At 39.2% G+C, this 26200-nt stretch carries 23 protein-coding genes; 5 read left to right on the top strand and 18 right to left on the bottom strand.

From position 1 onward, the window contains the following. Window positions 1–4: 4 nt before the first annotated feature. Together MKX57_RS14845 and MKX57_RS14850 are read right to left on the bottom strand one after the other, a co-directional pair. Window positions 5–1045, bottom strand: a complete 1041-nt coding sequence (locus MKX57_RS14845) for a beta-carotene 15,15'-monooxygenase (RefSeq protein WP_239355194.1) — start codon at window positions 1043–1045, stop codon at window positions 5–7. A gap of 108 nt (window positions 1046–1153) precedes the next feature. Further along, window positions 1154–2047: an AraC family transcriptional regulator gene (locus tag MKX57_RS14850; RefSeq protein ID WP_239355195.1), complete on the bottom strand. Its 894-nt coding sequence runs from the start codon at window positions 2045–2047 to the stop codon at window positions 1154–1156. A 107-nt stretch (window positions 2048–2154) separates the two neighbouring features. On the opposite strand from MKX57_RS14850, the gene MKX57_RS14855 reads away from it, so the two are divergent. Beyond that, on the top strand, window positions 2155–3072 hold the full coding sequence (locus MKX57_RS14855) for a DMT family transporter (protein WP_107922538.1): 918 nt from the start codon (window positions 2155–2157) through the stop codon (window positions 3070–3072). A 165-nt stretch (window positions 3073–3237) separates the two neighbouring features. Further along, the gene (locus MKX57_RS14860; RefSeq protein WP_008178186.1) at window positions 3238–4290 is read left to right on the top strand and encodes a Cj0069 family protein; all 1053 of its coding nucleotides are present in this window, start codon (window positions 3238–3240) and stop codon (window positions 4288–4290) included. A gap of 29 nt (window positions 4291–4319) precedes the next feature. Here MKX57_RS14860 and MKX57_RS14865 read toward each other — a convergent pair whose 3' ends face one another. From MKX57_RS14865 to MKX57_RS14875, 3 genes are all read right to left on the bottom strand, one after another. Next, the gene (locus tag MKX57_RS14865; protein ID WP_008178185.1) at window positions 4320–4952 is read right to left on the bottom strand and encodes a LysE family transporter; all 633 of its coding nucleotides are present in this window, start codon (window positions 4950–4952) and stop codon (window positions 4320–4322) included. A 117-nt stretch (window positions 4953–5069) separates the two neighbouring features. Next, on the bottom strand, window positions 5070–5813 hold the full coding sequence (locus tag MKX57_RS14870; protein WP_008178182.1) for a hypothetical protein: 744 nt from the start codon (window positions 5811–5813) through the stop codon (window positions 5070–5072). 87 nt (window positions 5814–5900) lie between these two features. After that, a complete protein-coding gene (locus MKX57_RS14875; protein WP_090002568.1) occupies window positions 5901–7616 on the bottom strand; it encodes a methyl-accepting chemotaxis protein in 1716 nt (571 codons plus the stop codon). A 640-nt stretch (window positions 7617–8256) separates the two neighbouring features. On the opposite strand from MKX57_RS14875, the gene MKX57_RS14880 reads away from it, so the two are divergent. Beyond that, complete coding sequence (locus tag MKX57_RS14880) at window positions 8257–9486, top strand: saccharopine dehydrogenase family protein (protein WP_008181665.1); 1230 nt, start codon at window positions 8257–8259, stop codon at window positions 9484–9486. Beyond that, the gene (gene nspC, locus MKX57_RS14885) at window positions 9483–10622 is read left to right on the top strand and encodes a carboxynorspermidine decarboxylase (RefSeq protein WP_025116106.1); all 1140 of its coding nucleotides are present in this window, start codon (window positions 9483–9485) and stop codon (window positions 10620–10622) included. Before MKX57_RS14880 ends, nspC begins: the two co-directional genes overlap by 4 nt. A 135-nt stretch (window positions 10623–10757) precedes the next feature. Here the strand turns inward: nspC and MKX57_RS14890 are convergent, their stop codons facing one another. From MKX57_RS14890 to mce, 5 genes are all read right to left on the bottom strand, one after another. Next, window positions 10758–11246 carry a CheW domain-containing protein gene (locus tag MKX57_RS14890; RefSeq protein WP_090002567.1) on the bottom strand — a complete coding sequence of 163 codons (489 nt, stop codon included), beginning with the start codon at window positions 11244–11246 and terminating at the stop codon, window positions 10758–10760. Window positions 11247–11272: 26 nt separating this feature from the next. Beyond that, a complete protein-coding gene (locus MKX57_RS14895; protein WP_008181660.1) occupies window positions 11273–12388 on the bottom strand; it encodes a M20/M25/M40 family metallo-hydrolase in 1116 nt (371 codons plus the stop codon). Window positions 12389–12524: 136 nt separating this feature from the next. Then, window positions 12525–13478 carry a hypothetical protein gene (locus tag MKX57_RS14900; RefSeq protein WP_008181657.1) on the bottom strand — a complete coding sequence of 318 codons (954 nt, stop codon included), beginning with the start codon at window positions 13476–13478 and terminating at the stop codon, window positions 12525–12527. A gap of 128 nt (window positions 13479–13606) precedes the next feature. Further along, window positions 13607–15154 carry an acyl-CoA carboxylase subunit beta gene (locus MKX57_RS14905; protein ID WP_025116102.1) on the bottom strand — a complete coding sequence of 516 codons (1548 nt, stop codon included), beginning with the start codon at window positions 15152–15154 and terminating at the stop codon, window positions 13607–13609. A 5-nt stretch (window positions 15155–15159) separates the two neighbouring features. Beyond that, entirely contained in the window at window positions 15160–15573 is a 414-nt protein-coding gene (gene mce / locus MKX57_RS14910) for a methylmalonyl-CoA epimerase (protein WP_012295035.1), read from the bottom strand. A 125-nt stretch (window positions 15574–15698) separates the two neighbouring features. On the opposite strand from mce, the gene prli42 reads away from it, so the two are divergent. After that, a complete protein-coding gene (prli42, locus tag MKX57_RS14915) occupies window positions 15699–15794 on the top strand; it encodes a stressosome-associated protein Prli42 (protein ID WP_150907189.1) in 96 nt (31 codons plus the stop codon). Window positions 15795–15815: 21 nt separating this feature from the next. On the opposite strand, the gene MKX57_RS14920 is transcribed toward prli42, so the two are convergent. The 8 genes from MKX57_RS14920 to MKX57_RS14955 all read right to left on the bottom strand — a co-directional run bounded on the left by MKX57_RS14920 (window position 15816) and on the right by MKX57_RS14955 (window position 26160). Then, on the bottom strand, window positions 15816–16793 hold the full coding sequence (locus tag MKX57_RS14920; protein WP_036126910.1) for an aromatic acid exporter family protein: 978 nt from the start codon (window positions 16791–16793) through the stop codon (window positions 15816–15818). A 189-nt stretch (window positions 16794–16982) separates the two neighbouring features. Continuing rightward, the gene (locus MKX57_RS14925) at window positions 16983–17423 is read right to left on the bottom strand and encodes a BrxA/BrxB family bacilliredoxin (protein ID WP_008179942.1); all 441 of its coding nucleotides are present in this window, start codon (window positions 17421–17423) and stop codon (window positions 16983–16985) included. Between the two features lie 154 nt (window positions 17424–17577). Further along, a complete protein-coding gene (gene meaB / locus MKX57_RS14930; RefSeq protein WP_089986065.1) occupies window positions 17578–18675 on the bottom strand; it encodes a methylmalonyl Co-A mutase-associated GTPase MeaB in 1098 nt (365 codons plus the stop codon). Next, a complete protein-coding gene (gene scpA, locus MKX57_RS14935) occupies window positions 18675–20828 on the bottom strand; it encodes a methylmalonyl-CoA mutase (protein WP_008179938.1) in 2154 nt (717 codons plus the stop codon). The genes meaB and scpA overlap by 1 nt, the downstream gene beginning before the upstream one ends. After that, entirely contained in the window at window positions 20825–22528 is a 1704-nt protein-coding gene (locus MKX57_RS14940; protein WP_342550387.1) for a methylmalonyl-CoA mutase family protein, read from the bottom strand. The genes scpA and MKX57_RS14940 overlap by 4 nt, the downstream gene beginning before the upstream one ends. Window positions 22529–22649: 121 nt before the next feature. Further along, the gene (locus MKX57_RS14945; protein WP_342551129.1) at window positions 22650–23993 is read right to left on the bottom strand and encodes a dihydrolipoamide acetyltransferase family protein; all 1344 of its coding nucleotides are present in this window, start codon (window positions 23991–23993) and stop codon (window positions 22650–22652) included. Between the two features lie 167 nt (window positions 23994–24160). Next, window positions 24161–25144, bottom strand: coding sequence for an alpha-ketoacid dehydrogenase subunit beta (locus MKX57_RS14950; RefSeq protein ID WP_008179931.1), 984 nt, complete (start codon window positions 25142–25144; stop codon window positions 24161–24163). Next, window positions 25144–26160, bottom strand: coding sequence for a thiamine pyrophosphate-dependent dehydrogenase E1 component subunit alpha (locus MKX57_RS14955; protein ID WP_008179928.1), 1017 nt, complete (start codon window positions 26158–26160; stop codon window positions 25144–25146). Before MKX57_RS14955 ends, MKX57_RS14950 begins: the two co-directional genes overlap by 1 nt. Window positions 26161–26200: the final 40 nt, after the last annotated feature.

Genomic DNA, 26200 nt, shown 5'->3' on the forward strand with positions numbered 1-26200 from the left:
ATATTTAGGCAAAATGCTTTGACATTTTTAGTTGAAGCATTTGTTTAAATTCTTGTGACTGATCAACTTTAATCGCTACTTGATGATAGCTTTTTTTAATGCCTAACATAAAGGTCACTTCCACTGGCTCTTTCATTTTTAAAATAACGTGCGGATAAGCTTCACCAAAATCACGTGCCACGAAATCTATCGTATCCTTTGATAATTTTCCTTCTAACTGTACCTTATCCTCTACGATCTCTTCAATTTTATTAAAGTCGATTTCTGTACGCTTCATTAAACCTAGCGAAATATATATTGTCTCGTCTGTTACGTATACAGGATTTAATCGAACTGCCTGCATATCTGCGATAAAAAAGATGACTGAATACACATTAAAAATGAGCAAAATAATGGAAAGGATCATAGACTTCTCATGTAGCCACCAGTGAATGCCAATTGTTTCAATCACAATACCGTGGATAATCATCAGTTGAACAGCGATATAGCTTGAATTTTTATGCAAAGTGAAACCGGGTCGTTCTTGTCGCTTCCAGCTAGCAAATCCATAATAAAGGACAAGTAAATCGGAACAAACCATTTGAATGACAGGATGCTGCGGTATTTGTTTTTCCACAGCTTTTGAAAATGAAAATAAATCTGGTAATGAACTGGCGCGTACATCGGCAAGAACCCTTGGCAAATAGCGTACAAGGGTAGCAATGAGAAAAATTTCCAATACGATCATCATGCCTTCAATGGCAAAGCCTGCCCACGTGACTGCGACAAAAGGCTGAAGATGCTCTATCGGAATGATAAAACGTGCGGCAAGACAGCCAATTGCGGCTAATAAAATGGCTTGCTTTAATGAAAACTTCCCTTTATAAAGCATCCATAATACAGGTATGATGACTACTAAATCAATAAGGGAACCTAGGACAACTCCATTTGTTTCAATTGGCAAGATGGAAGAACCAAGCCCCGTATTATAAAGCGTATAATTGCTGACTAACACGATGAATAAAAAGGCTAGCCATATATGCTGCTTTTTCCTTAAAACCATCATTCTAACGCCCCCCACATACTATTAATTTCACTTTATTGTAAATGGTGAATCATGTATAGATTACAGGCATAAATAATCATATTTTTTCCATTTACGTTCAAGATTTTTTCACAATTTAATATTTTGCAGGAATTTCTTGCGATAAACATGTGGTGAATAGCCTGTATATTCTTTAAACTTCTCAATATAATAGCTGACTGTACTAAAGCCTGTATTGGCAGCTATAATCGTGACGGTTTGCTCGTCATCCCTCAATAATTCAATACTTTTGCGCAGTCGATATTGTAATAAATAAGTAAATGGTGTCCATCCAATTATTTTCTTAAAATAACGACTACACTCAGCCCTACTTACATACACATGCTTCGCTAAATCCTCTAACGTTATTTTTTGCTGATAGTGCGTATGTAAAAAATTCAGCATCACTTTAGCCCGTTCTTGTTGCACAATGACCGAGGGGTCTATAATCTCTTCAGTTAGCAAAGATTGGGTTAACATCAATTCCCAAATGTATAGCAGCTCTCTCCATACTTTTAGTTGATAAAAGGCATCTTGCTCTCGCAAAATATCAGCCATACATGCCACTTTTTGTGATAGCTCCTTTGTAAGCTTGACGTATGGCAGTCGCTGATTCGTTAAATAAGGTAGAACATAATTAGTTATAAAAATACTGCCTTCATGTCCACCGATGATTATAGGATCTACATTTATACAGTAAACAATAGCCTGCTCCATTTGAAATGGCTTTGCCTCATGTAATTGTGAGGCGTTGATGAATAGCCCTTCCCCCTCCTCTAAAACTATAACATTCGCTCCTATCCGATACTTAGCACGTCCACTTTTGAGATATACAAATTGAATTTCTTTATGCCAATGAAGCGGTAGAAAATCCATACTATCCATGCTCATTGTTGTTTCATACAAGGCAACTGGAAATTCTTTCGATCCATGCAATGTTAGCTCTTGTAAATCTTTCGCAACTTTTATATGTGTTAAAGGCATTCTCATCACCTCAATATATTGATATTTTTAACATGTTAACACGATATTTATTGGTTTATGGATCGCTTATAATCACTTTATATTGATAGTTTAGGAGATGTTCATCCATGAATCAAATCATCCCAAAAAATCGGTCCCTCGGTTTTTTACTAGTTATCCTCGGGGCAAGTTTTTGGGGAATCGGTGGAACCGTAGCCCAAAGACTGTTTCAGCAGGAGCAAATAGCTGTAGAATGGCTAGTTTCTAGTCGTCTACTTTTGTCTGGTCTATTACTCATAGGAATATATAAAATAACCCATCGACAAGGGTCAATATTTGTAATGTGGCGGACAAAACAAAATGCAATGAGACAACTTCTATTTAGTTTACTCGGCATGCTTGCTGTCCAATATACGTATATGATGTCTATTTCTATTGGAAATTCAGCAGTAGCCACGCTTCTACAATATTTAGCACCGTTGTTCATTATGGCGTATTACTTCTTATCTAAGCAAAGCCCGCTGACAAAACAGGATAGTATTGCTGTTACACTTACGCTTGTGGGAACCTTTTTATTATTAACAAATGGGTCCTTTTCAACACTGTCAGTTCCTTTTATGGCGGTCTTCTGGGGTGTAGTATCAGGACTTTCAGTTGCCTTTTATACACTATATGCAGTTCCACTTCTCCAGCAATTTCATTCCTTACTTGTTGTAGGTTGGTCCATGATCATTGGGGGAATCGTTATGAGTTTTTTCCATCCACCATGGGCTATTGATGTATCAGACTGGACATTTTCTACGATTGCCTATTTTCTTTTTATTATTATATTCGGCACCATGCTAGCTTTTTGGTTTTATATTGCTAGCTTGCATTATTTATCCCCAAAGGAGTCAAGCTTGTTAGGTAGTTTAGAACCATTAATGGCCGTCATCACAAGTGTATGGTGGTTAAAAATAAGCTTTGGAGGTTATCAATTTATTGGCACTTTGCTCATTCTTCTAATGATTCTATATCTCACAGTGTTTCAGAAGAAACAGGCTTAAACACCCAAATATCTGATTTTTCTAATTTCATGTAGTTAATACCTCCTATATTAAATATTGGTTTATATAAATTTATACATAAAATTTACATATTTCATATATCTTTTCTCCTTGTTTGTCTACTATACTGAAAATAAATGACAAACAAAAAAGGAGGTATTATTGATGAATAAAAAAGTTATTTTTTTCGAGGTTGAGGGTGGCACAGATAAAGGACCAGATGGCTATCGTCCAGATACAATGCCGATGGTGGAAGCTTTAAAGCAACGTGGACAAGATGCAGAGGTGCTTTTTTTTGATAATGCAAAAAAACAGCAAATTTTTGACTACGTGAAGGAACATGGTGCTGCCTATGTATCACGTATAAACCCTGGCAATTTACAACATGAAGAAGAATATTTTGCGATGCTCCGAGAACTTTGCCAAGTCGGCGTAATGGGCATGCCACATCCCGATGCGATGATTAGCTATGGCTCTAAAGATGTATTATCCAAGCTGATTGCTACTAATTTAGTACCTGATGATACGTTCGCCTATTATACGATTGAGGCATTTAAAGCGCAATTTCCTACTTCACTAGCATTAACAGAACGTGTTCTGAAGCAAAATCGTGGTTCTACAGGTGAAGGTATTTGGCGTGTAAAATTAGTAGAACCTCTAGCTGAAGGAATGACTGAAGTTCCACTAGATGCACAAATTAAATGTACGGAAGCGAAAGATAATCATGTTGAATATTGGTCGCTTGGAGACTTTATGACATTCTGTGAGCCCTATATTACTGGACTGAATGGTATGTTGATCGATATGCGTTTTCTTCCTCGTATTACAGAAGGTGAAGTTCGCTTATTGATGTTGCGCAATCACCCTGTTCACGTGGTACATAAAAAACCTGCTAATACTGAGGATGCCTTTAGTGCAACATTATTCTCAGGTGCACAATATCGCTATGATTCACCAGAGGATTGGCAAGAGCTGGTCGAAAACTTTTTATCGCAACTCCCTCAAGTAACGAGCCTATTAGGGGGTTATGACTTACCACTAATCTGGACAGCTGATTTTATGTTAGATACGGATGAAGCTGGAGCAGATTGCTATATATTAGGTGAAATGAATTGTTCTTGTGTGGGCTTTACGTCAGAGCTTACCTTAGCACATCAAGTAGCAGAAGAAATTTTGGCCTGTCTCCAAGAGCAGTCAACAGTCGTTTCACCATCATAAAAAAAGTGCGATCTGAGTGATCGCACTTTTCATATATAAATTTTAATTGCTTGTATAAATTCATATATAAAATATCCAGCAAAGCCAATTAACAAGAATCCTGCGACAATCGTAAATGTTTTAATCATTTTACGATTCATGGCTTTACGCGTAACTGAGACAATGGTTAGTAAACCAAGATCGTGGAGTAAAATTCCACTCAGAACGCCTGCAGCAATAATTAAAAAGCTTGATTGCTCCCCTTGTCCATAAGATTTAGCTAGAACCACGCCGAATACATTGACCCAAAAAACAAGGTTACCAGGGGAGATCGCTACCAATAATCCATTAAAATAAGACGCAAAAAAGGACTTGGTTACTTTTTCTCCTGCCAATGTAATATCATGATCGGCATTCTTAATAGAGTCATAGCCTAACAAGAATAAAAAGCCCGCTCCAATGATCCACATCGGAAGCTGTACCATAGGCATAGCCAAAATGGAGGCTAATCCCATATACAAGGCAAAAACTAATACGATGTCAATGGTCATGCCACCAAGCCCTACAGCCCAGCCGTGCAGAAAACCATTTTTGAGTCCTTGCTTTGTCATTTCGACTGTAATTGCACCTACAGGCATGGCAATGGCAAGTCCCACTAATACATACGCTACATATAAACTCAAAAAAACACTTCTTTCATGTCATCGATAAGCTTCATACGTCCGTTTATACATTAATAATAGCATAAATATACTCAAAAGTAAATAATTATTAATCGTTTGAACATCTCTTTTCTAGATTTATAGCATTTGTTTTTTCCATTGTCTTAACATATCATTTGATTTCACGAGATCCATTTTCAAGGTAATTTGCTTGGTAGAACAGCGTTTTTTAGCTCTTTCCCAAGCCTCTTCTAAAGCAGGTAAATAGCTTAAATTTTTCGTAGCAGCTACAAGCTGTAAAAAAATATTCCCTTGAATAAAGTGCCAGCGAGGATTCATACCATCCAGCTGTATGGCTTCCTCAATGAGTCTAAGTGCTAAATAAGGGCTCCCCTCATGACGATTTAAAAATTGAGCAAAAGCACCCCAATAGAGACCCTTGTTAGGCTGTAATTTGATTGCCTCCGCAAATTGTACCATTGCTTTGTCCTGTTCTTTAGTAAGAACGTAGTATTCAGCCATCGTATAATACGCGTTTGCCTGTGCTTCAATGGGTCCGGCTAATAATTCGTCAATTACCTTCCCAAACTGTTCATCATCTTGAGTACCGATATAGGCTGTAAGAACATCTCGCTCTGGGTACGAGCCATCTGTACGCTCGGCACTTTGTATGACTTTTTCATCAGTCGTTTCGGGCATATTGGCATATCCATTTGCCTCGAGTAATGCAACATGTTGCTGAATAAGCTGATGGGTCTCACCTTCTAAATTTGTCTGGTTGGCAAGTATCTCCTTTGCTAGCCGATAACTCTCTTTTACTTGACCACTTAAAAATAAGTCATTCATTTGCTGTACTTGCTCATCCATTTGTTTTACCACCATTAAATCCTCACCTTCACCAAAAGAAAAATCTTATTGATAGTGTACCATCTTAGACACGCAAGCAAAAGCTAACTTATTCTAATTTTTCTACAATTCTTTTAATTTAAATGCTTTTACGTGTTGCTCTAGTGTATGTGCCATATGGGTCGTTTCATTCGAACCTTGTGCAACCTCATCAATACTTGCTGTTGTTTGCTGAGCTGCTAAAGTAATTCTATTCATGGCTCCTTCGATGTCTCTAATGGATTCAGTTAATTGTTGTATCATCTGGACAATTCGAGCTGACTTTTCATTTTCAGCAGTCACTGCATGCGAAATACTTATAATTTCCTCAACGGTCTTCGCTACAGCGTTTGAAATATTTCCCAAAGATTGTGCTGTTAAACCGACAGTCTCTGTTCCTTTTTCAATATATTGCGTATTATCATTCGTTGACGACATTACTTGTTGAACATGTTTCATCATATCCTGAATAAGCTGTTCAACTTGTAATACTTCTGCATTGGACTGCTCTGCTAGCTTTCGCACTTCCTCAGCAACAATCGCAAAGCCTTTTCCTTGCTCTCCTGCTCTAGCCGCTTCGATAGAAGCATTCAGTGCTAATAAATTTGTTTGTGATGCAATACCAGCAATAGATGTTGTAATTGCCTGTATTTTAGCAGCAGACGTAACTAAGTTTTCAACAGTATGCTTCACTTCATCTGATCCACTTTGAATCGATGCCATATCATTATTTATGTCTTTGGCTAGCCTTTCTCCCTCTGTTGCTAGTTCCATTGTTTCTCGTGCATTATTAGCACTATCCGTAGCATTGTACTGGATTACCTGCAAGTCATCTGCTAAGGAGGTAAGCACTTCGGTAGCATTTTCAGCATGATGCATGCCTGCCGTCACAGTGCTTGTTACCTCTTCGATATTATGAGCGACCTCTTGAATGGTATTTGTCATTTCGTTTAAGGTGCAAGCGGTTTCATCTGCATTATTAGCAAGTGTATTAGAAGTAGAACGCATGGTCATGATCATACTTTGCAGGCTAGCGGTCATACGATTTAATGTCTTCGCTAAATCCTCCACCTCATCTTTGCTATTTATTTTTGTTTCAGCTACTGCTAAATTGCCATTCGCAATTTCTTTGGCCTGTTGAATGAGAACACTAATTGGCTTCACTTTTCGACGGATTAAAAACCCTGTAATAATTGAAGCAATCAGCATAGGGAAAATACTAATTAATATCCCACTTCGCACAACATCCCATGTACGCTCTTTGACAATATTGGCGTCAAAATCGATCACACTGATGGCAATGATTTCTTTACTTGAATCGTGGTCTTTGAAAATGGGCGCATAGCCCGATAAGCGATCCATGTCAGCATACGTATAGGGCTGAGAGTAAGTTGGATGCTTATCTTGTAACAACCTATCAATCGCCTCTTGATCCAAATAGAAAGAATCCCCAGGGGCAAATCCTTTCTCGGCTAAATGGTCGTCCAGCGCTAACAATGTACCGTCAAGGGACAGAATATATTGAGTTTGAAAAATATCTTTGTGTCCGGTTGTCCAGTTTAAGTCATTCCCAATCCGTTCCTGAGCTGCCTGGTCGCCACGCATGGCCTTGTCCATTAGTTCAGGAGCAATTAAACCAGTTGTAATATTGGCACACCCATATGCCTCCACACCAGCAGCATCATAAAGTTTATTGTAAGCAGTTATGTATGTAGCGAACGATGTAATCCCTAACATGACTACTAAAATACCAGCGATAATCGTTCCAAGTTGAAAAGTTAATGAATTTCGTAATTTCACGATTCATCTTCTCCCCCTTTCTTGTAATAATCTATGAATTTTCCCTTTATTTTCTCATCATACTATAAAAAGATGTATTAAAAAAGCATCTTTAATTTTTCCTATAAATAAAAGTATTGGATAAAAGTTCTGAATTATGCGATAATTGAAGTGGACTAACTTTATTTTGAGGCATTCAATCATTCATCTACAAAGGGGGGCTTACAATAAATAAACGTTTTCATTTTGTATCGCTTATTACTGGAAATTTGCTAACAATAGGAGCTATATTCATTTATGCCGTGCAAAGCCAAGTACATGTAGCCCTCAGTACGTATGCACTAGTGATGGGATTTTTAAGTACATTACTTGTGATTTTCTTTTATGTATGGGGAGATGAAAAGCAACAAATATCCAGTCGATTTTTAAAATAAAAAGAGTGAAATGATGTTCTAATGTTTCAAGCAATGATGTCCCTTGCTACCTTTGTAGAAAAGGGATTTTTTCATGTTTTCCAAGCTATTTTCTTCTGATTACGTCTAATTGATGTAGAAAAATTAAATTTTTTGTAGAAAATTTTAAAACAATGATTGAGTACTATATCAAATTTCTGTATAATCAGCTTGTTTGACAATACTTTTATGAACTTGGGGGTAGACAATTGGGTAAAGCATTGATTATCGGAGCTGGCGGAGTTGCCAGTGTTGTGGTACACAAGTGTGTTCAAAATTCGGACGTATTTGAGGAAATTTGTATCGCAAGTAGAACTGTTTCAAAATGTGACGCTCTAAAAGAAAAACTAGACGGCGGAAAAACAAAAATTCATACTGCACAGGTAGACGCAGATAATACAGAAGAGGTTATTGAGCTTATTAAAGCTTTCGGACCAGATGTAGTGATTAACGTTGCCCTACCTTATCAGGACTTAACGATTATGGATGCTTGCTTAGCGACAGGTGTGCACTATGTGGATACTGCAAACTACGAGCCACCTGAAACGGCAAAATTTGAATATAAATGGCAATGGGCTTATAAAGAGAAGTTTGAAAAAGCTGGCTTAACTGCATTACTTGGTAGCGGTTTTGACCCAGGTGTAACAGGCGTTTTCACTGCTCATGCGCAAAAACATGAATTTGATGAAATCCACTATATCGATATCGTGGATGCAAACGCAGGAGATCATGGTTATCATTTCGCAACAAACTTCAACCCAGAAATTAACATTCGTGAAATTACTGCGAATGGTCGTTACTGGAAAGAAGGCGAGTGGGTTGAAACGGCACCACTTGAGAAAAAAGAAGTGTATAACTTACCAGAAATTGGACCAAAAGATATTTACCTTCTATACCATGAAGAACTTGAATCACTAGCGAAAAATATTAAAGGTTTAAAACAAATCCGCTTCTGGATGACGTTCTCTGAAAAATACTTAACACACTTAAAAGTATTAGAAAACGTTGGTATGACATCAATCGAGCCGATCGAATTTGAAGGTAAAATGATTCAACCAATCCACTTCCTGACAGCGGTATTACCAGATCCAGCTTCTCTAGGACCACGTACAAAAGGTAAAACAAATATCGGTTGTATCATTCGCGGTCTAAAAGATGGCAAAGAAAAAACGTATTATGTGTACAACGTATGTGACCACGAAGAATGCTATAACGAAGTGGGCTCACAAGCAATTTCTTACACAACTGGCGTGCCAGCTATGATTGGTGCAATGCTTGTGATGAACGGCGAATGGCGTAAACCAGGTGTTTGGAATGTAGAAGATTTCAATCCAGATCCATTCATGGATGCATTAAATAAATGGGGTCTACCATGGCAAGAAAGCCATAACCCAGAGTTACTAGACCTTGATTTAGATGCAAAGGAATTAAGCCGATGAAACCAATTGATTTTTCAAAAGTTCCATCCCCTTCTTATGTAGTGGATGAGCGATTATTAACAAAAAATCTTGAGCTTTTAAAATCAATTCAAGATCGTACAGGCTGCCGCATTTTACTAGCCCTTAAAGGGTTCTCTATGCATTCAACTTTCCCTCTAGTAGGGGAATATTTAGCAGGCATTACAGCCAGCTCCCTGCATGAGGCACGTCTTGGCTATGAAAAAATGGGCAAAGAAGTACACGTTTATGCACCTGCTTATATTGAGCATGAAATGGACGAGCTTCTAGGCTATGTGGATCACGTCGTATTTAACTCATTTAACCAATGGGCTCAGTTCAAGGATAAAGTAAAATCTACTGGTAAAACAATTGAATGTGGTATTCGTGTGAATCCTGAGTACTCTGAAATTGAAACAGCTCTTTACGATCCTTGCTATACGAATTCCCGTCTTGGAACGACTTTGGCTAACTTCGATAAATCCCAACTTGACGGCATTGATGGCTTACACTTCCATGCAATGTGTGAACAAAACTCGGATACGCTAGAGCGTATTATTGAAGTAGTGGAAGAAAAATTTGGTGATGTATTACATCAAATGAAATGGTTGAATTTCGGTGGTGGTCACCATATTACACGTGAAGATTATGATGTAGAGAAGCTTGTGAACATCATTAATTATGTGCAAGAAAAATATAACCTGCTTGTGTATTTAGAGCCAGGTGAAGCAGTAGCCCTTAATACTGGTTATTTAGTAGCTACTGTGCTTGATATTCAAGAAAATGGGATGGATCTTGCAATTTTAGATACGTCGGCAACATGTCATATGCCTGATGTACTTGAAATGCCCTACCGTCCAATGATTATTGGTTCTGGTCAAGCTAATGAATTTGCCCACACATATCGCTTAGGTGGACTAACATGTCTTGCTGGTGATGTTATTGGTGATTATTCATTTGAACAGCCATTAAAACCAGGAGATCGTCTTGTATTTACGGATATGGCCCATTATTCAATGGTAAAAAACCATATGTTTAACGGTGTTAACCTGCCTTCTATCGTTTCTTACAATGATGAAGAAGGTATTAAAATTATTCGTGAATTTAAATTTGAAGACTACAGTGGTCGTCTTTCTTAAGAAGGCGACAAAGCCCTTCCGTTTTTGCAGGAAGGGCTTCTTTTTATAGCTGTGTAGTCTTGGAATCTGTTCATACGTCGCCTTCGCCTTGTCCCAACATTACATACTATTTGAACATAAGAAAAACGTAGAAGCCTAAGCCTCTACGTTTTCTTTTTCATTTTCAAGCATTTTGTGTAAATAATTGATAATTTCACGAATACCCTCTAATGAATTGACGAGTATTTTTGGGTCAACATACGTAATCATTCGGTTTTCAAGATTAGCCACAGCTGTAAAATAGCGAGTTTTACTATAATTCACAAGTCCTAGTTGTTGAAGTATAGACTCATCTAAATCAAGAATTTCACGAGCTTCCGTAACAAGCAACCCATAGTTAACAACATCTGTATTCAATACAATCACCCGAGCAGTTGTTGTATTGGAAGAGCGATTATATAATATTCGTTCAAAATCTAGAACAGGGACAAGTTCCCCACGAATTCTTGTAAAACCTAAAAGATAGTTAGGTAAATGAGGAATAGGTGTTACCTGCTCTAATTTTTCAATTGAAATCGCTTGCTCTACAGGCACTGCATATTCCTCTGTACCACAAGCAAAAACTACTGCTTTTACACTTTCCATATGGTCACACCCTTCAAATTCGACTATTATTTTTTCGCAGATTCTTTGACGATCTCAACTAGTAAATCTGCTAATTTTTCTAATTCTTCAACGGGTATTTTTTCATTCGTCGTATGAATATCCTCATACCCAACTGATAAATTAACTGTTGGGATACCAAAGCCTGCAATCACATTTGCATCGGACCCACCACCTGAAATACCTAATGTAGGTGTACGATCAATTTGGCGTGCCGCTGCCATTGCCACTTGAACGACTTTGTCTGATTCGGTTACACGGAAACCTGGATACATAAGCTTCACTTCAACTTCAGCTCGTGCCCCTAATGAAGCAGCTACTTGTTCAAATGTCTCTTGCATATGCTTTGTTTGAGCATCTAATTTTGTTTTATCAATCGAACGCGCTTCAGCTAGAATAGTAACTTCGTCGCAAACAATATTTGTCGCCTGTCCACCCTCAAAGCGACCAATATTGGCTGTTGTTTCTTCATCTAATCGACCTAGCTTCATCTGTGCAATACATTTTGATGCAACTGTAATAGCTGAAATTCCTTTTTCAGGCGCAACTCCAGCATGCGCAGTTTTGCCGATAATCTTCGCGAAAATTTTCGCTTGGAACGGTGCTGCTGTCACAATGCCTCCAACTTTGCCATCACTATCCACAGCAAAGCCATATTTTGCTTTAATAATAGAAGGGTCCAATTCTTTGGCACCAACAAGACCGCTTTCTTCACCAGCAGTAATAATAAACTCAATATCTCCGTGAGCAATATTTTGCTCTTTTAAGCGTTTTACCATTTCTAGTAGTGCTGCAAGTCCAGCCTTATCGTCCGCACCTAAAATCGTTGTGCCATCCGATACAATATAACCGTCTTCGCGTAATGATGGCTTTATGCCTTTACCAGGAACAACTGTATCCATATGAGAAGTAAAATAGATCGGCTCTACATCTAATGTGCCTTTTAATGTGGCAATAATATTGCCTGCACCATGTCCGTTACGTGTATGGGCGTCATCTTGGACTACTGTAAATCCAAGTGCTGATAACTTATCGACTAAAATTGGTGCGATTTCTTGTTCATATTTTGTTTCTGAATCAATTTGAACGAGCTCAAAAAACTCTTCCACTAAACGACTTGTCATGTTGTAAAACTCCCTTAGTTTACGTGATTTTCCACGTTATAGTATAAGTATTATTTTAGCACAACGTCAGAAGAGTTGAAATCATTCAACAATACTACCCATATAAAAAGTCTGAGAAATTAATCTCAGACTGAACTTACGCATTGAAAATGGCCCCTTGTTCTTGTTCGATTGTTTGTAAATAGTTCGCTGCTTTATTATGTTTATCCTGTAAGCGCCAAATTGTATTATGTACATCATCTTGGACACGTGAAACCTGTTCTCTTGCGGTTGAAATTTTGGAATGGACCGACCAAGCTGAAAAAAGATCATCGAAGAAGTAGTCCGCAAATTTAACAAAACCATCTGTTTCGACTTGTAGTGTCTTTGTAGACATCTCATGAACATCTAATAACTCATTGTAAAAACGTTGCAACGCAATTTGGGCACTATGTATGTAATTTTCTGATTGATCAAGTGCACCATGCTTTAAGTGTGTAGCGATTACTCCACCACCAAAGAAAGTATCCCAAGTCGAATATTCGTTGGCCGAATGAAGTGACGCAGCTGCTTGCCCCAACTTTGTCAGAGCTACCTCCCCTGCTCCTTCTGCTTCTTGAATTTCAGTAATGAGTTGCTTCGTGTGCATTTTTTCCTGAGCTAAATGCTCCAATCTCTCTGCCTGTGCAGGATTATGGATTTGTAAATAGCCCTTCTGTTTTGCGTGAATTTCTCGAAGCTCATCTTGTAAGGCTATTGTATTGATATGAGCTAATTTCTGAGTTATTTGAACTTTATCTTCGCTTAAATCCGTCTGTATTTTCTTCGCTTCTTTAATTTTTAATTCAAGCACGGCTGCTTTATCAATTTTTTCAGCCCGTAATTCATCTTGTTGCCCCGTCCAAGTACGAATCATATTCATAAATGAGAAACCCTCTAATTTATGTAGTTTGGACCGAATTTGATTGAGTGTACTAAAATGTTTGTCTATTTCCTGTTGTGTATGCTCAATCTGCTTGTCAATTAACTGTCCTTGTTCGTTTAGCCTTGCCGCTTTTCTTAGTTGTGTATGAATCTTTTCCTGCTCTTTTTGTAATTGCTTCCATTCCATTCATATCAACTCCTTATATATCAGTACGGATGACAAGGAAAAATGTTTCAATTTTCATTGATAATATCACATACTAATTTTTGGGAATAAAAAGCCTAGTAACTGTATAGCTACTAGGCTTGGACTTTTTATAATGGAATATTACCATGTTTTTTCTCAGGACGCGTTTCCTGTTTATTAGATAGCATATCAAGTCCTTGAATCAGTTTAATGCGTGTATCTCTTGGATCAATAACATCGTCCACCATACCACGAGATGCAGCAACGTATGGATTGGCGAATTTCTCTTTATATTCTTCAATTTTTGCCGCACGTGTTGCTTCTGGATCATCTGATTTTGCAATTTCACGGGCAAAAATGATGTTTGCAGCTCCGGCAGCTCCCATAACTGCAATCTCAGCGTTTGGCCAAGCAAATACAAGGTCTGCACCGATTGATTTAGAGTTTAGGGCAACGTAAGCGCCTCCATAAGCTTTACGTAAAATCACTGTAATTTTTGGTACAGTTGCTTCGGAATAAGCATAAAGAATTTTCGCGCCATGACGAATGATGCCACCATGTTCTTGTTTAACACCTGGGAAGAAACCAGATACATCTTCAAATGTAATGATTGGAATATTGTAAGCATCACAAGTACGGATAAAACGAGCTGCTTTATCGGAAGAGTCTATATCTAATCCTCCAGCAAGTACTTTTGGTTGGTTACAAACAAGACCAACTGACTCACCAGCAATACGTGCAAAGCCAACTACAACGTTTTTCGCAAATTCTGCATGAACTTCCATGAATGAACCTTCATCCACTACTTGTTCAACGACTTTACGTACATCATAAGGACGTGTTGTTTCAATCGGTACAGTATCTACGATTTCTGGACGGTAGTCATCCCCCTCTGGTCGATCTTGACGAGGTGCTTTTTCTTTATTATTTTGTGGTAGATAGCTTAATAGTTTTTTAATTTCTTGAATTGCCTCTTCTTCAGATGGTGCACGGAAATGAGCATTACCACTTACTGCATTATTTACTTTCGAACCACCTAAATCTTCAGCAGAGATTTTTTCACCTGTTACAGTTTCGATCACTTTAGGTCCTGTTATAAACATTTGAGATGTTTTATCTACCATTAAGATAAAGTCTGTGATTGCAGGAGAATAGACAGCTCCTCCAGCACATGGCCCCATTATTACGGAGATTTGCGGAATAACGCCCGAGTAAATCGCATTTCGGTAGAAAATATGACCATAGCCATCTAATGAAAGAACACCCTCTTGGATACGTGCGCCACCTGAATCGTTAATACCGATAAATGGTGTGCCATTTTTCGCAGCGAGGTCCATAACTGTTGCCATTTTTTTCGCATGCATTTCACCTAGTGCGCCACCAAACACTGTAAAGTCTTGAGAGAATAAGTATACTGGACGTCCGTTAATTTTACCGAAACCAGTTACAACACCATCACCAGGGCCTTCCATTTTTTCCATTCCGAAGTCTACTGTACGGTGAGTAATAAATGGATTGATTTCAAAAAATGTGCCTTCATCTAGTAACAAATCAATACGTTCACGAGCTGTTAATTTCCCTTTTTCATGCTGTTTTTCGATGCGCTCATAGCCACCACCAAGTTCAATTACCGTCTTACGATCATACAAGTCATTGATTTTGTCGAACATATCCATATTAATCACTTATCCCCTTTTCCACTTTTATCACATAATTCATATAACACCCCGAACGAAGATTTAGGATGCATGAACGCAACCTCTGCACCTCCAGCACCAGGTCCTGGCTCTTCCGATAAAAGACGTACACCTTTTTCACGAAGCTCCACCATACGCTCACGAATTCCTGTCACACCAAAAGCAATATGGTGAATACCTTCTCCACGTTTTTCAATAAATCCATGAATGGCACTTTTTTCACTCATTGGTTCTAATAGCTCCAATTTCACGTTGCCTGCGTCGATAAAGGCAACACGAACTTGTTGTGAATCTACTTCTTCCACTTTCAACAACTTTAAACCTAAAGTTTCTGTATAATATGTAATGCGTTCATCAAGATCGCGCACCGCAATCCCAATATGATCTACTTTCTCCATGGTGACATCTCCTTCTGTTATGGTACATACTCTATTTTACAGACTTTTTTGTCAAAACTCTACTACTTGAGAAATTTTTCAGATTTGATAAACTATTTATAAGAAAAGAAGGAGCGAACGAGCATATGAGTAATAAAAAGTTTCAAAAAATCGTTGTTTATACTATGGTCGCAATCATGCTAATCTCATCTCTAGCATTCGGCTTATCAATGCTAGTTTAAGGCAAGACCATAGCGTCCACACTACTGTGGGCGCTCTTTTTTTACCTTTAAACCTTTAAATGACTGCTTTATTTCTAAATACCTGTCCATTTCCTCAATAAACTGATAGAGTGCGGCTTGAGCGATAAATTGCTCATGATTTTGCGGCAATGGTAGCTGAGAGAAATCATGTTTCACCTGCTCTAGCTTTTCCCGATAATGACTCGCTGTATTTCCAGAATGAATATGTCCCCCGAGGTCTTGTAGAAAATCTGCCACAATTTCAGCCTCTTGTACTATAACAGGTAAAGTTGTAATTTTCGGTAATACCCTTTCGATAATTTCTAGCTGTTTTTCTCGCATATCGAAATACATATAGTAATCATTTTTACGTCTCGTAAAATGGTTTTCAACATCTTTAAATGCCAAGGACTTTGCATCATTTAATGTTCGAATAGCTTCAATGATCTCATGCCCATCCCATAACGTATCCCCTTGTCGTAAATAGCTAGCAATTTCTAAAAATATTTTGCTATATAGTTCCTCAATTTTAACTCTGTAGTAATTTAATTCCTTTTGAATATCTGGCATATACATATTGATGGCTATACCGGTTCCATAGCCGATTGCCATTAACGCCAATTCATTATAAACAAGCTCCATCGAAAAACTTTTAGCGGCGTAAATATGCATAATAATTACGACACTAGAAATAAATCCGTCTGCAACTCTTAAGGACACAATCGTTGGGATAAAAAGCAATAGCATACCTGCTAGTGTTAGTGGCTGGTAGGAAAAAAGCTCAAAGCTTACAAAGGCAAAAAACATGGCCACTATACTAGCAACTAATCGTGTATAGGCTGCATGAATGGATTTTTTCTTCGTTGGCTGTACACATAATATCGTTAGAATACCAGCAGAGGCATACGAGGCTAAATTAAAATATTGAGCAATGGCAATCGCAAGTGCTGCACCAATTGCTGTTTTTAAAGTTCGATAGCCGATTGAAAACTTCTTCAGGCCGACTGCCTCCTATCTTTTAGTACTCTTCAGTGAATATCGCTAATTATTTAGCCAATATTACAAAAATTTTAATGGTAATGCTGAACTATCTATACATGATAATTAAGTAGGAAGCCTGCATAGATAAACTTTCTATGAGGCTTTTCTACTTAAGTTATAAAGGATTGCTCTTATGCAAAAATTGACTTACAGCTCGTCACAATATTCTTCAAAGTTTGCTTGTAAGTTTGTCACAACTGACATCGGGTCATGCCCTTCAATTTCATAGCGCCCCACTTCAGCGACAACTTGTCCATCTTTTAATAGAATAAATGATGGTGATGATGGTAGGTGATCTTCCCCAAAAAGGTAACGAGCCGCTGCAGTCGCTTCTTTATCTTGTCCTGCAAATACTGTTACTAAGTGATCTGGGCGTTTATCGTAATGTACACATTGTGCTGCTGCTGGACGAGCAATACCACCCGCACAACCACACACTGAGTTCACCATAACTAATGTTGTACCTGGACGAGCAAACGCCTCCTCAACAGCCTCTGGTGTTTTTAGCTGTTCGTAGCCAGCCGTTTCAATTTCAGCACGAGCTGTTTTTAAAATTTCCTGCATAAATAAATCGTAATCCATATTCATATAGCGATAGCTCCTTTCAAATCGCGTCAATTCAGCTTTTTATAGTAGGTATTTGACGCACATACATCTCTTATCATAGCAGTTTGCAACGAATTTGTGCACCCACTTGCTCATACATGTCAGTTGAATTTTCTAAGCTTATAAAGAAACTAGTTTACTGATCTTCCTGTTCCTCGTTAAATAAACGATCTACACCTTGTGTAACCGTTAGTTGGCCACTTAAAATTTGACGTTCCAGAAGCTGTACCTGTGCTTTACGTTGTGGATTCTCATAGAACATATCTATTAAATGATCAGTAATCATGGATTGGAACCACTCTTTTGTTTGTTTTTGACGTCGAGTAGCCCAATAACTGTTTGATTCAACAATTTGTTTAAATTCTTCTATGGTTCCCCAAACCTTATCGAGACCCCGTTTTTCCAATGAACTAACTGGCATTGCAGTTGACATCCAGCCTGGTGTAGCAGGCTGTAAAAAATGCAGAATCTGTTTATACTCTGCGACAGTTTTCTTGGCAAGCCGCACATTGTCACCATCCGCCTTATGCACAACAATGGCGTCTGCTAACTCCATAATGCCCTTTTTCATGCCCTGCAATTCATCTCCTGCTCCAGTTAAAACTAAAAGCAAGAAGAAATCCACCATGCCTCGGACATAGGTTTCACTTTGTCCCACACCCACTGTTTCAATGAGAATGACATCATAGCCTGCTGCTTCACAAACTAACATCGTTTCACGTGTCTTTTTATGAACACCCCCAAGGGTACCAGCGGATGGTGAAGGGCGTACAAAAGCAGTAGGCTTCTTGACGAGCTCCTCCATGCGCGTTTTATCCCCTAAAATACTCCCCCCTGATAAAGAAGAGCTTGGGTCAATCGCAAGGACTGCTACTCGTTTTCCCATGTCACAAAGCATTGTTCCGAAAGCCTCAATGAACGAGCTCTTCCCCGCTCCTGGAACACCCGTAATCCCGATTCGAATACTCTTTCCTGTATGCGGTAAAAGCTCCTGTAAAAGCTCCTGCGCTTGGACTTTATGAGTGGCATTCGAGCTTTCAATGAGGGTAATGGCTTTTGACAAATGTGTGCGAGAGCCTGCACGTACTTGTTGTGCAAGCTCTCTAATATTAACAATGTCGGCTTTTTTCTTTCGGAATTTTTTAGGTGTACCATAGTGCATACCGTCGTGAGTCGCCTCGACTCCGTCCATCACAAATAGCGCACTTTCTTCCATTCCTTTGTTGTTGTCCATTATTCAGACACTTCCTCATAGCCTAAACGTTTGTAGATTTCCTCAATGATTTTCTGTGCGGATACAGGAATCACGGTACCTGGTCCAAAGATAGCTACTGCCCCAGCATTATAAAGGAAATCATAGTCTTGAGCAGGTATAACACCACCCACAATGATGATAATATCCTCACGTCCTAATTTTTCTAACTCCGCAATCAATTCAGGCACTAATGTTTTATGACCCGCTGCTAACGAAGAGACACCGATGACATGAACATCATTTTCAACAGCCATTTGTGCTGCCTCAGCAGGTGTCATAAATAATGGAGAAATATCTACGTCAAAGCCTAAATCAGCATAGCCTGTTGCGACAACCTTAGCTCCACGGTCATGTCCATCTTGTCCCATTTTAGCTACTAAAATACGTGGACGACGGCCTTCGTTTTCAAGGAATTCTTCTGTCATTTGCTTCACTTCTGAAATTTGCTCCTCATCAGAGAAGTTGGCAGAGTAGACACCTGAAATAGAACGAATGACAGCTTTATGTCGTCCGGAAACGGCTTCAATTGCATCCGAAATTTCTCCTAAAGAGGCACGTGCACGAGCCGCATCAACTGCTATAGCTAGTAAATTTTCTTCGCCATCTTGCGCCGCTTTCGTTAAACGAGCTAAATGTTTTTGAACCTCAGCCTCATCACGTGCGGCTTTCATCGCTTCTAAACGCTCTATTTGTTTTTGTCGCACTAGGGTATTATCAATATCTAGAATGTCAATTGGCTCTTCTTTCGTCAGACGATATTTATTTACACCAACAATCGTCTCTGTCTTGGAGTCAATTTTCGCTTGACGTTTAGCAGCTGCCTCTTCAACTTTCATTTTAGGAAGGCCTGTTTCAATTGCTTTCGCCATACCGCCAAGCGCTTCAATCTCTTCAATTAATGCCCATGCCGATTTAGTAATTTCTTCTGTTAATTTCTCCACGTAGTACGAACCACCCCATGGATCAATTACTTTCGTCATTGCTGTTTCCTCTTGCAAAAATAACTGCGTATTACGTGCGATACGTGCAGAGAAATCCGTTGGAAGTGCAATGGCTTCATCTAGTGCATTCGTATGCAGTGATTGTGTATGTCCCATTGATGACGCATTTGCTTCGATTAACGTACGTGCTACATTATTAAACGGATCTTGCTCTGTTAATGACCACCCAGATGTTTGCGAGTGGGTACGCAAAGCTAATGTTTTCGGATTTTTCGGATTAAACGTTGACATCATCTGTGCCCAAATACGACGTGCTGCGCGCATTTTAGCCACTTCCATATAATAGTTCATGCCAATGGCCCAGAAGAACGATAGACGTGGTGCAAATGCATCGATATCAATGCCTGCTTTTAGTCCTGTACGCACATACTCCAAACCATCTGCTAACGTATAGGCAAGCTCAATATCATTTGTTGCTCCCGCTTCTTGAATATGGTAACCAGAAATCGAAATTGAGTTAAATTTCGGCATATACTTTGCTGTATATTCAAAAATATCTGCAATGATTTTCATCGACATAGCTGGTGGGTAAATGTATGTATTACGCACCATATATTCCTTTAAAATATCATTTTGAATCGTCCCTGCTAATTTTTCTGGTGTTACGCCTTGTTCCTCTGCTGCTACAATATAGAAAGCAAGAACTGGTAGTACGGCACCATTCATTGTCATAGAAACGGACATTTGATCTAACGGGATTTGATCGAAAAGAATTTTCATATCCTCAACAGAGTCAATCGCTACGCCTGCTTTTCCTACATCCCCTGTAACACGTGGATGATCAGAGTCATAGCCTCGGTGAGTTGCTAGGTCAAACGCTACAGATAAACCCTTTTGTCCCATTGCCAGATTTCGCTTGTAAAAGGCATTGGATTCTTCGGCTGTTGAGAAACCAGCATATTGACGAACAGTCCAAGGACGAGCCACATACATGGTAGGGTATGGTCCGCGTGTATTAGGTGCAATACCAGCTACATCATTTAAATGTTTAGCATCCTTGATATCTTCTTTTGTATAAATATCTTTAATTTCAATACCTTCATTTGTCATAAACTTATCATCAGACGCTTGAGGTGCATTAGCTGATAAAACTTTTTCTATTTCAATTGCATTAAAATTTGGCTTACTCATCGTTGGACCTCCTTTATGCTCGCGAACACTGACTGTAATTTTTCAATGATGTTCTGTCCTGCGAAAATAAAGCCGTTTAAGCCATTTGCTAACCAAGCTTCTTCTTCGTCTTTAAATTTCCCAGCCACATCCACAAGTACACCTGCTGGTTTGTCTGCTAAAATGGCATGGACAAATTCCTTTGTATCCTCATCATTACCTGCAATGACAACATATTTAGCCTCTGTTGCCTTTAGCCAAGCTATTGCCTCTTCAACAGTTGCCGCCGGTTCACTTTTTTCAGGAACAAGACCTACCGTATTTAAGAAACCAGCAATAAAATCTGCTCTTGGCTTGGAGCTTTTTAATGTACCTAATGCTAAAATACCCGTTTTCACATCAGCTGCCGTCATTTCTGCACGCAGCTTTTCAAATGGAATAGCACTTCGTTTAATGCTAGCAAATAACGGATTCGTCTCACATTCAAGTGCATCAGCTGGGTTGGCATAAATATTCGTTCCAATCAATGATTGCTTACGTGTTTGTGCAGCATGATTACGAGATTGATACGATTTCTCTAATTCTTCAGCGAGCTTGCCAGATGCAGTGTATTCATCAATGCCGCCAGCTGCCTCTATTTCTAAGAATAACGCCCATGCCTCTTTGACAAAGTCTGCCGTTAACGACTCGATAAAGTAAGAGCCACCTGCAGGGTCTATTACTTTTAAGACATTTGTTTCTTCTTTTAAAATTAATGACACGTTACGAGCAATACGTATTGATTGTTCTGTAGGCTTTGTTAACGCATCATGTGGATGAACCGTAAAGAGATCAGCACCACCGATTAACCCAGAAAGCGCTTCATTAGAAGATCGTAATAAATTCACATAAACATCCAATTTAGAGAAGCTTCTTAAAGATGTTTCAGCAACAGTTGGAATTTTTACACTTTCTGTAACATCATAGGCAGATGAGAACGCTTTCCAAAGTACTTTAAAAGCACGGAGTTTTGCAATTTCTGTAAAGAATTGCGTATCAACAGCAAAGGATACAAAAAATTTCTTTGAAAATGCTTCAAAGCTTACTTCCTGTTCTACAAATTTTGCTGCTAATGCAAGTCCATAGGCCAATTCTTGAACGGCGTTGGCACCTTCATTGTGATAAAGGACTGTGTTAGCGCCGACTGAGCGCACGCTCGGAAAAGCATATAAAGAGATTGGTTCGTTCGAAACGATGAAACCTTTCACAGCTTCTCGTTGATCCAAAGCAATTTTGTCAAACACTGTTAATAATGGGTCTTTTGTATCTTTAATAGTAATTTTAAATGAATATTCTGAGAAATATGATGCTAATTTGACCAATACATCTTCTGTCCAGTCAAAATTAACACGACTATCAATGGTAATAACTTCATTACCTCGAGCTAAACTGTCATCAAGCTGTGCAAAAAACGCTTCACTCGTATCAGCATGAATTTGCTGAGCTACTTGAAATGCTTGACTATTTTGTAGGGAACGAATTGTGGCAACTTGTCGATCAAGCTCATCACCAAGCTTAGCTACTAAACTTTCTTGTGTGTACATGGGCTGTAGTGTAACACCCTCATTTGTTTTCGTGAATAGAGACTCAAATGGTTTCCCCTTTAAAGCTTTGATTGCTGCATCTTGCCAGTCGGAATAGGCCGGCTTTTCAAATTCAATATTTTTCATGTTGTTTGACATGCGGACGCTTAATCAGCTTCCCCCCTTAGTAGTTTCTATTTGTTATTCTACATGACAAATTGCGACTCGGAAAGCATAAAAAAAATCGGAAACCCTTATACAGCAGGTTTCCGACAAGTCATCAGTAGACTGACGTCGAAGATTTATTTGTATTTTCGAGTATTTCTTTTACTCTATTTAGGAATTTACCACATACTAGTCCATCCAACACACGATGATCTAATGATAAACATAAATTCACAATATCACGAGCGGCAAACATTCCACCAGGTAAAACGACTGGTTTTTTGACAATACTTTCCACTTGAAGGATAGCAGCTTGTGGATAATTAATGATACCCATTGATTGAATAGAGCCAAATGCTCCCGTATTATTTACGGTAAATGTACCACCTTTAATATCATCCATGGCTAATTTTCCAGTTCTAACCTTGTTAGCAAGCTCATGAATTTCTCTAGCAATTCCTTTAATGGATTTTTCATCCGCGTGTTTTATAACAGGCACGAATAATGCATCATCCGTCGCTACTGCAATCGAAATATTGATGTCATGCTTTTGAATAATTTTATCCTCAGCCCACATCGAATTCATCATTGGGAATTCTTTCAAGGCTTGAGCCACTGCTTTTACAAAGAAGGCAAAATATGTAAGGTTAAAGCCTTCTTTTTGCTTAAATTCACCTTTTAGGCTATCTCGATAAGCAACTAAATCTGTCACGTCTACTTCCATCATCATCCAAGCATGTGGAGCCTCATGAACACTTCTTACCATATTATTAGCAATGGCACGACGGACCTTCGTCACTGGAATTTCAATATCTCCCGGCTGAATAGGTTGTACCGGTGCGGCAGGTTTTTCTGCATGCTGAGCTTGTGCAGGAGCTGGCTGTTCAAATGGTGCTTGACTCGTTGCTGGCGTAGGTGCCGCACTAGTTGCAGTTGGGATATCGCCCGTTTCAATTAGTTGTAACAAGTCTTTTCTTGTAATGCGACCACCCTCGCCCGTTCCCGTAACTTGCTCGAGTGCAATATCATGCTCCTGTGCAAGTCGTAGGACAGCAGGTGAGTAACGCACTTTGTCCTTACGCACTTCTTTTGGAGCGGCTAAAGGAGGAGTAGAAACTGATTGTGATGCCTCTTGTTTCTTTTGAACACCTGCATTTAAAATCGCTGTGCTTACAGCAGATTTTTTCTCAGGAGGTGGAGGTGGTAATTCACTATCCCCTGCAATTTCAATCGAGCATACGACTGCACCAACTGGTAATGTTTGACCTTCTTGTGCAATTAGCTCTGTAATAACCCCTTCAAACGACGATGGAATTTCCGCATTTACTTTATCTGTCACAACTTCTGCTAAAGAATCATATTTTTTTACTGTATCGCCAGGCTTCACAAGCCATTTTTCAATTGTACCTTCTGTTACACTTTCGCCGAGCTGTGGCATAGTAATATTTTGAACCGCCATCATTTATTCCTCCCATCAATTAAGCCTAGGCGACATTGTACCTGATGCAGCGCTAAATTAATAAACGAAGATAGGCAAATAGACAGATTTTGACTTTCAAACGGCTAAGTCAAAATCTGTTCTTCCGTCTGAGGCTTTCATTTTTTCAATCAGCCTTGCTTGGTATGTTAAAATGCCGCAAGCTCTCGCATCGCACGTTCAACTTTATCAGGATTAATCATAAAATATTTCTCCATAGTTGGTGCATATGGCATTGCTGGCACATCAGGTCCTGCTAGACGTTGAATTGGTGCATCAAGCTCAAATAAACAATGCTCCGCTATAATTGCGGCAACTTCACTCATGATACTGCCTTCTTTATTATCCTCCGTAACAAGTAATACTTTTCCTGTCTTACTTGCTGCCTCAATTATTGCTTCCTTATCAAGTGGATAAACTGTGCGTAGGTCAAGTATATGCGCAGAAATACCATCTGCAGCTAGACGCTCTGCCGCTTGTAGCGCAAAGTGTACAGCTAAACCATAGGTAATGACCGTCACATCATCCCCTTCACGCTTCACATCAGCCTTGCCGATTGGTAACGTGTAATCGTCTAGCGGTACCTCACCCTTAATTAATCGATAAGCACGTTTATGTTCAAAGAACAATACTGGATCCTCATCACGAATAGCTGCTTTCAGCAATCCTTTAGCATCATACGGAGTTGATGGTATAACTATTTTTAAACCAGGTGTACCCGCAAAAAGGGCTTCAACGGATTGAGAATGATAAAGTGCCCCATGAATTCCTCCACCAAAAGGTGCACGGATTACCATTGGACAAGTCCAATCATTATTAGAACGGTAACGGATTTTAGCTGCCTCAGAGACGATTTGGTTGACAGCTGGCATAATGAAATCAGCAAATTGCATTTCTGCGATCGGACGCATACCATACATCGCTGCCCCAATACCAACTCCTGCAATAGCACTTTCTGCAAGTGGCGTATCTAGTACACGGTACTCACCGAATTGATCGTACAGACCATTAGTCGCTTTGAATACACCGCCCTTACGGCCAACATCTTCTCCTAAAATGAAAACTCGCTCATCACGTTCCATTTCTTCTTTCATTGCTAATGTAATCGCATCAATATAAGACATAACTGCCATTACATGTCACCTCCGTCCACTGGTGCATAAACATATTTCATGGCATCCTCTGGTTGTGCATATGGAGCCGCTTCTGCATAATCAGTCGCTTCATTCACTTCTGCCATCACACGTTCTTCAATTTCTGTACGTACTTTTTCAGTCATGACGCCAGCATCTGTTAAATACTTTTCGAATAACACAATCGGATCTTTTGCCTTACCTTCTGCTATATCTTCAGCCGTACGATATTGACGATCATCATCATCCGAAGAGTGGGCTGTTAAACGATATGTGACTGTTTCGATTAAGCTTGGGCCTTCTCCATTACGTGCACGGTCCGCTGCTTCTTTTACCACTTTGTAAACTTGTAATGGGCATTTCCCATCAACCGTGACACCTGGCATACCGTAGCCAATTCCACGATCAGAAACCTTCGCGCAGCCTAACTGGCGTTCAACGGGTACAGAGATCGCATATTGATTGTTTTCTACCATGATAATAACTGGCAATTTATGAACACCTGCGAAGTTTGCCCCTTCATGGAAATCTCCTTGGTTAGAAGAACCTTCACCAAGTGTCACGAAAGAAACAAAATCCTCTTTTTGTAGACGTCCTGCAAGTGCTACGCCAACTGCGTGCGGCACCTGCGTTGTTACAGGCGAAGATCCTGTTAAAATACGATTTTTCTTTTGACCAAAATGCCCTGGCATTTGACGTCCACCAGAGTTTGGATCTTCCGCTTTTGCAAATGCAGATAACATCAGCTCTCTTGGTGTCATACCAAAGTGTAAAACAACACCCATATCACGATAATATGGTGCAATATAATCTTTATCTTTATTTAGTGCAAAGGCTGCCCCAACTTGTGCTGCCTCCTGACCTTGACAAGAAATAACAAACGGAATTTTACCAGAACGGTTTAATAACCACATACGCTCATCTAATCTTCTGGCCATTAACATTGTTTCGAACATAGCAAGTACATCTTCATTTGACAAACCTAAATCTTCATGTTTGATTTGAACATCTTGCATACGAACACCCCTTTCGTATTATAGAGAAATAACTATCTTA

The organism is Lysinibacillus sp. FSL M8-0216, from assembly GCF_038595555.1.
Taxonomy (GTDB): domain Bacteria; phylum Bacillota; class Bacilli; order Bacillales_A; family Planococcaceae; genus Lysinibacillus; species Lysinibacillus fusiformis.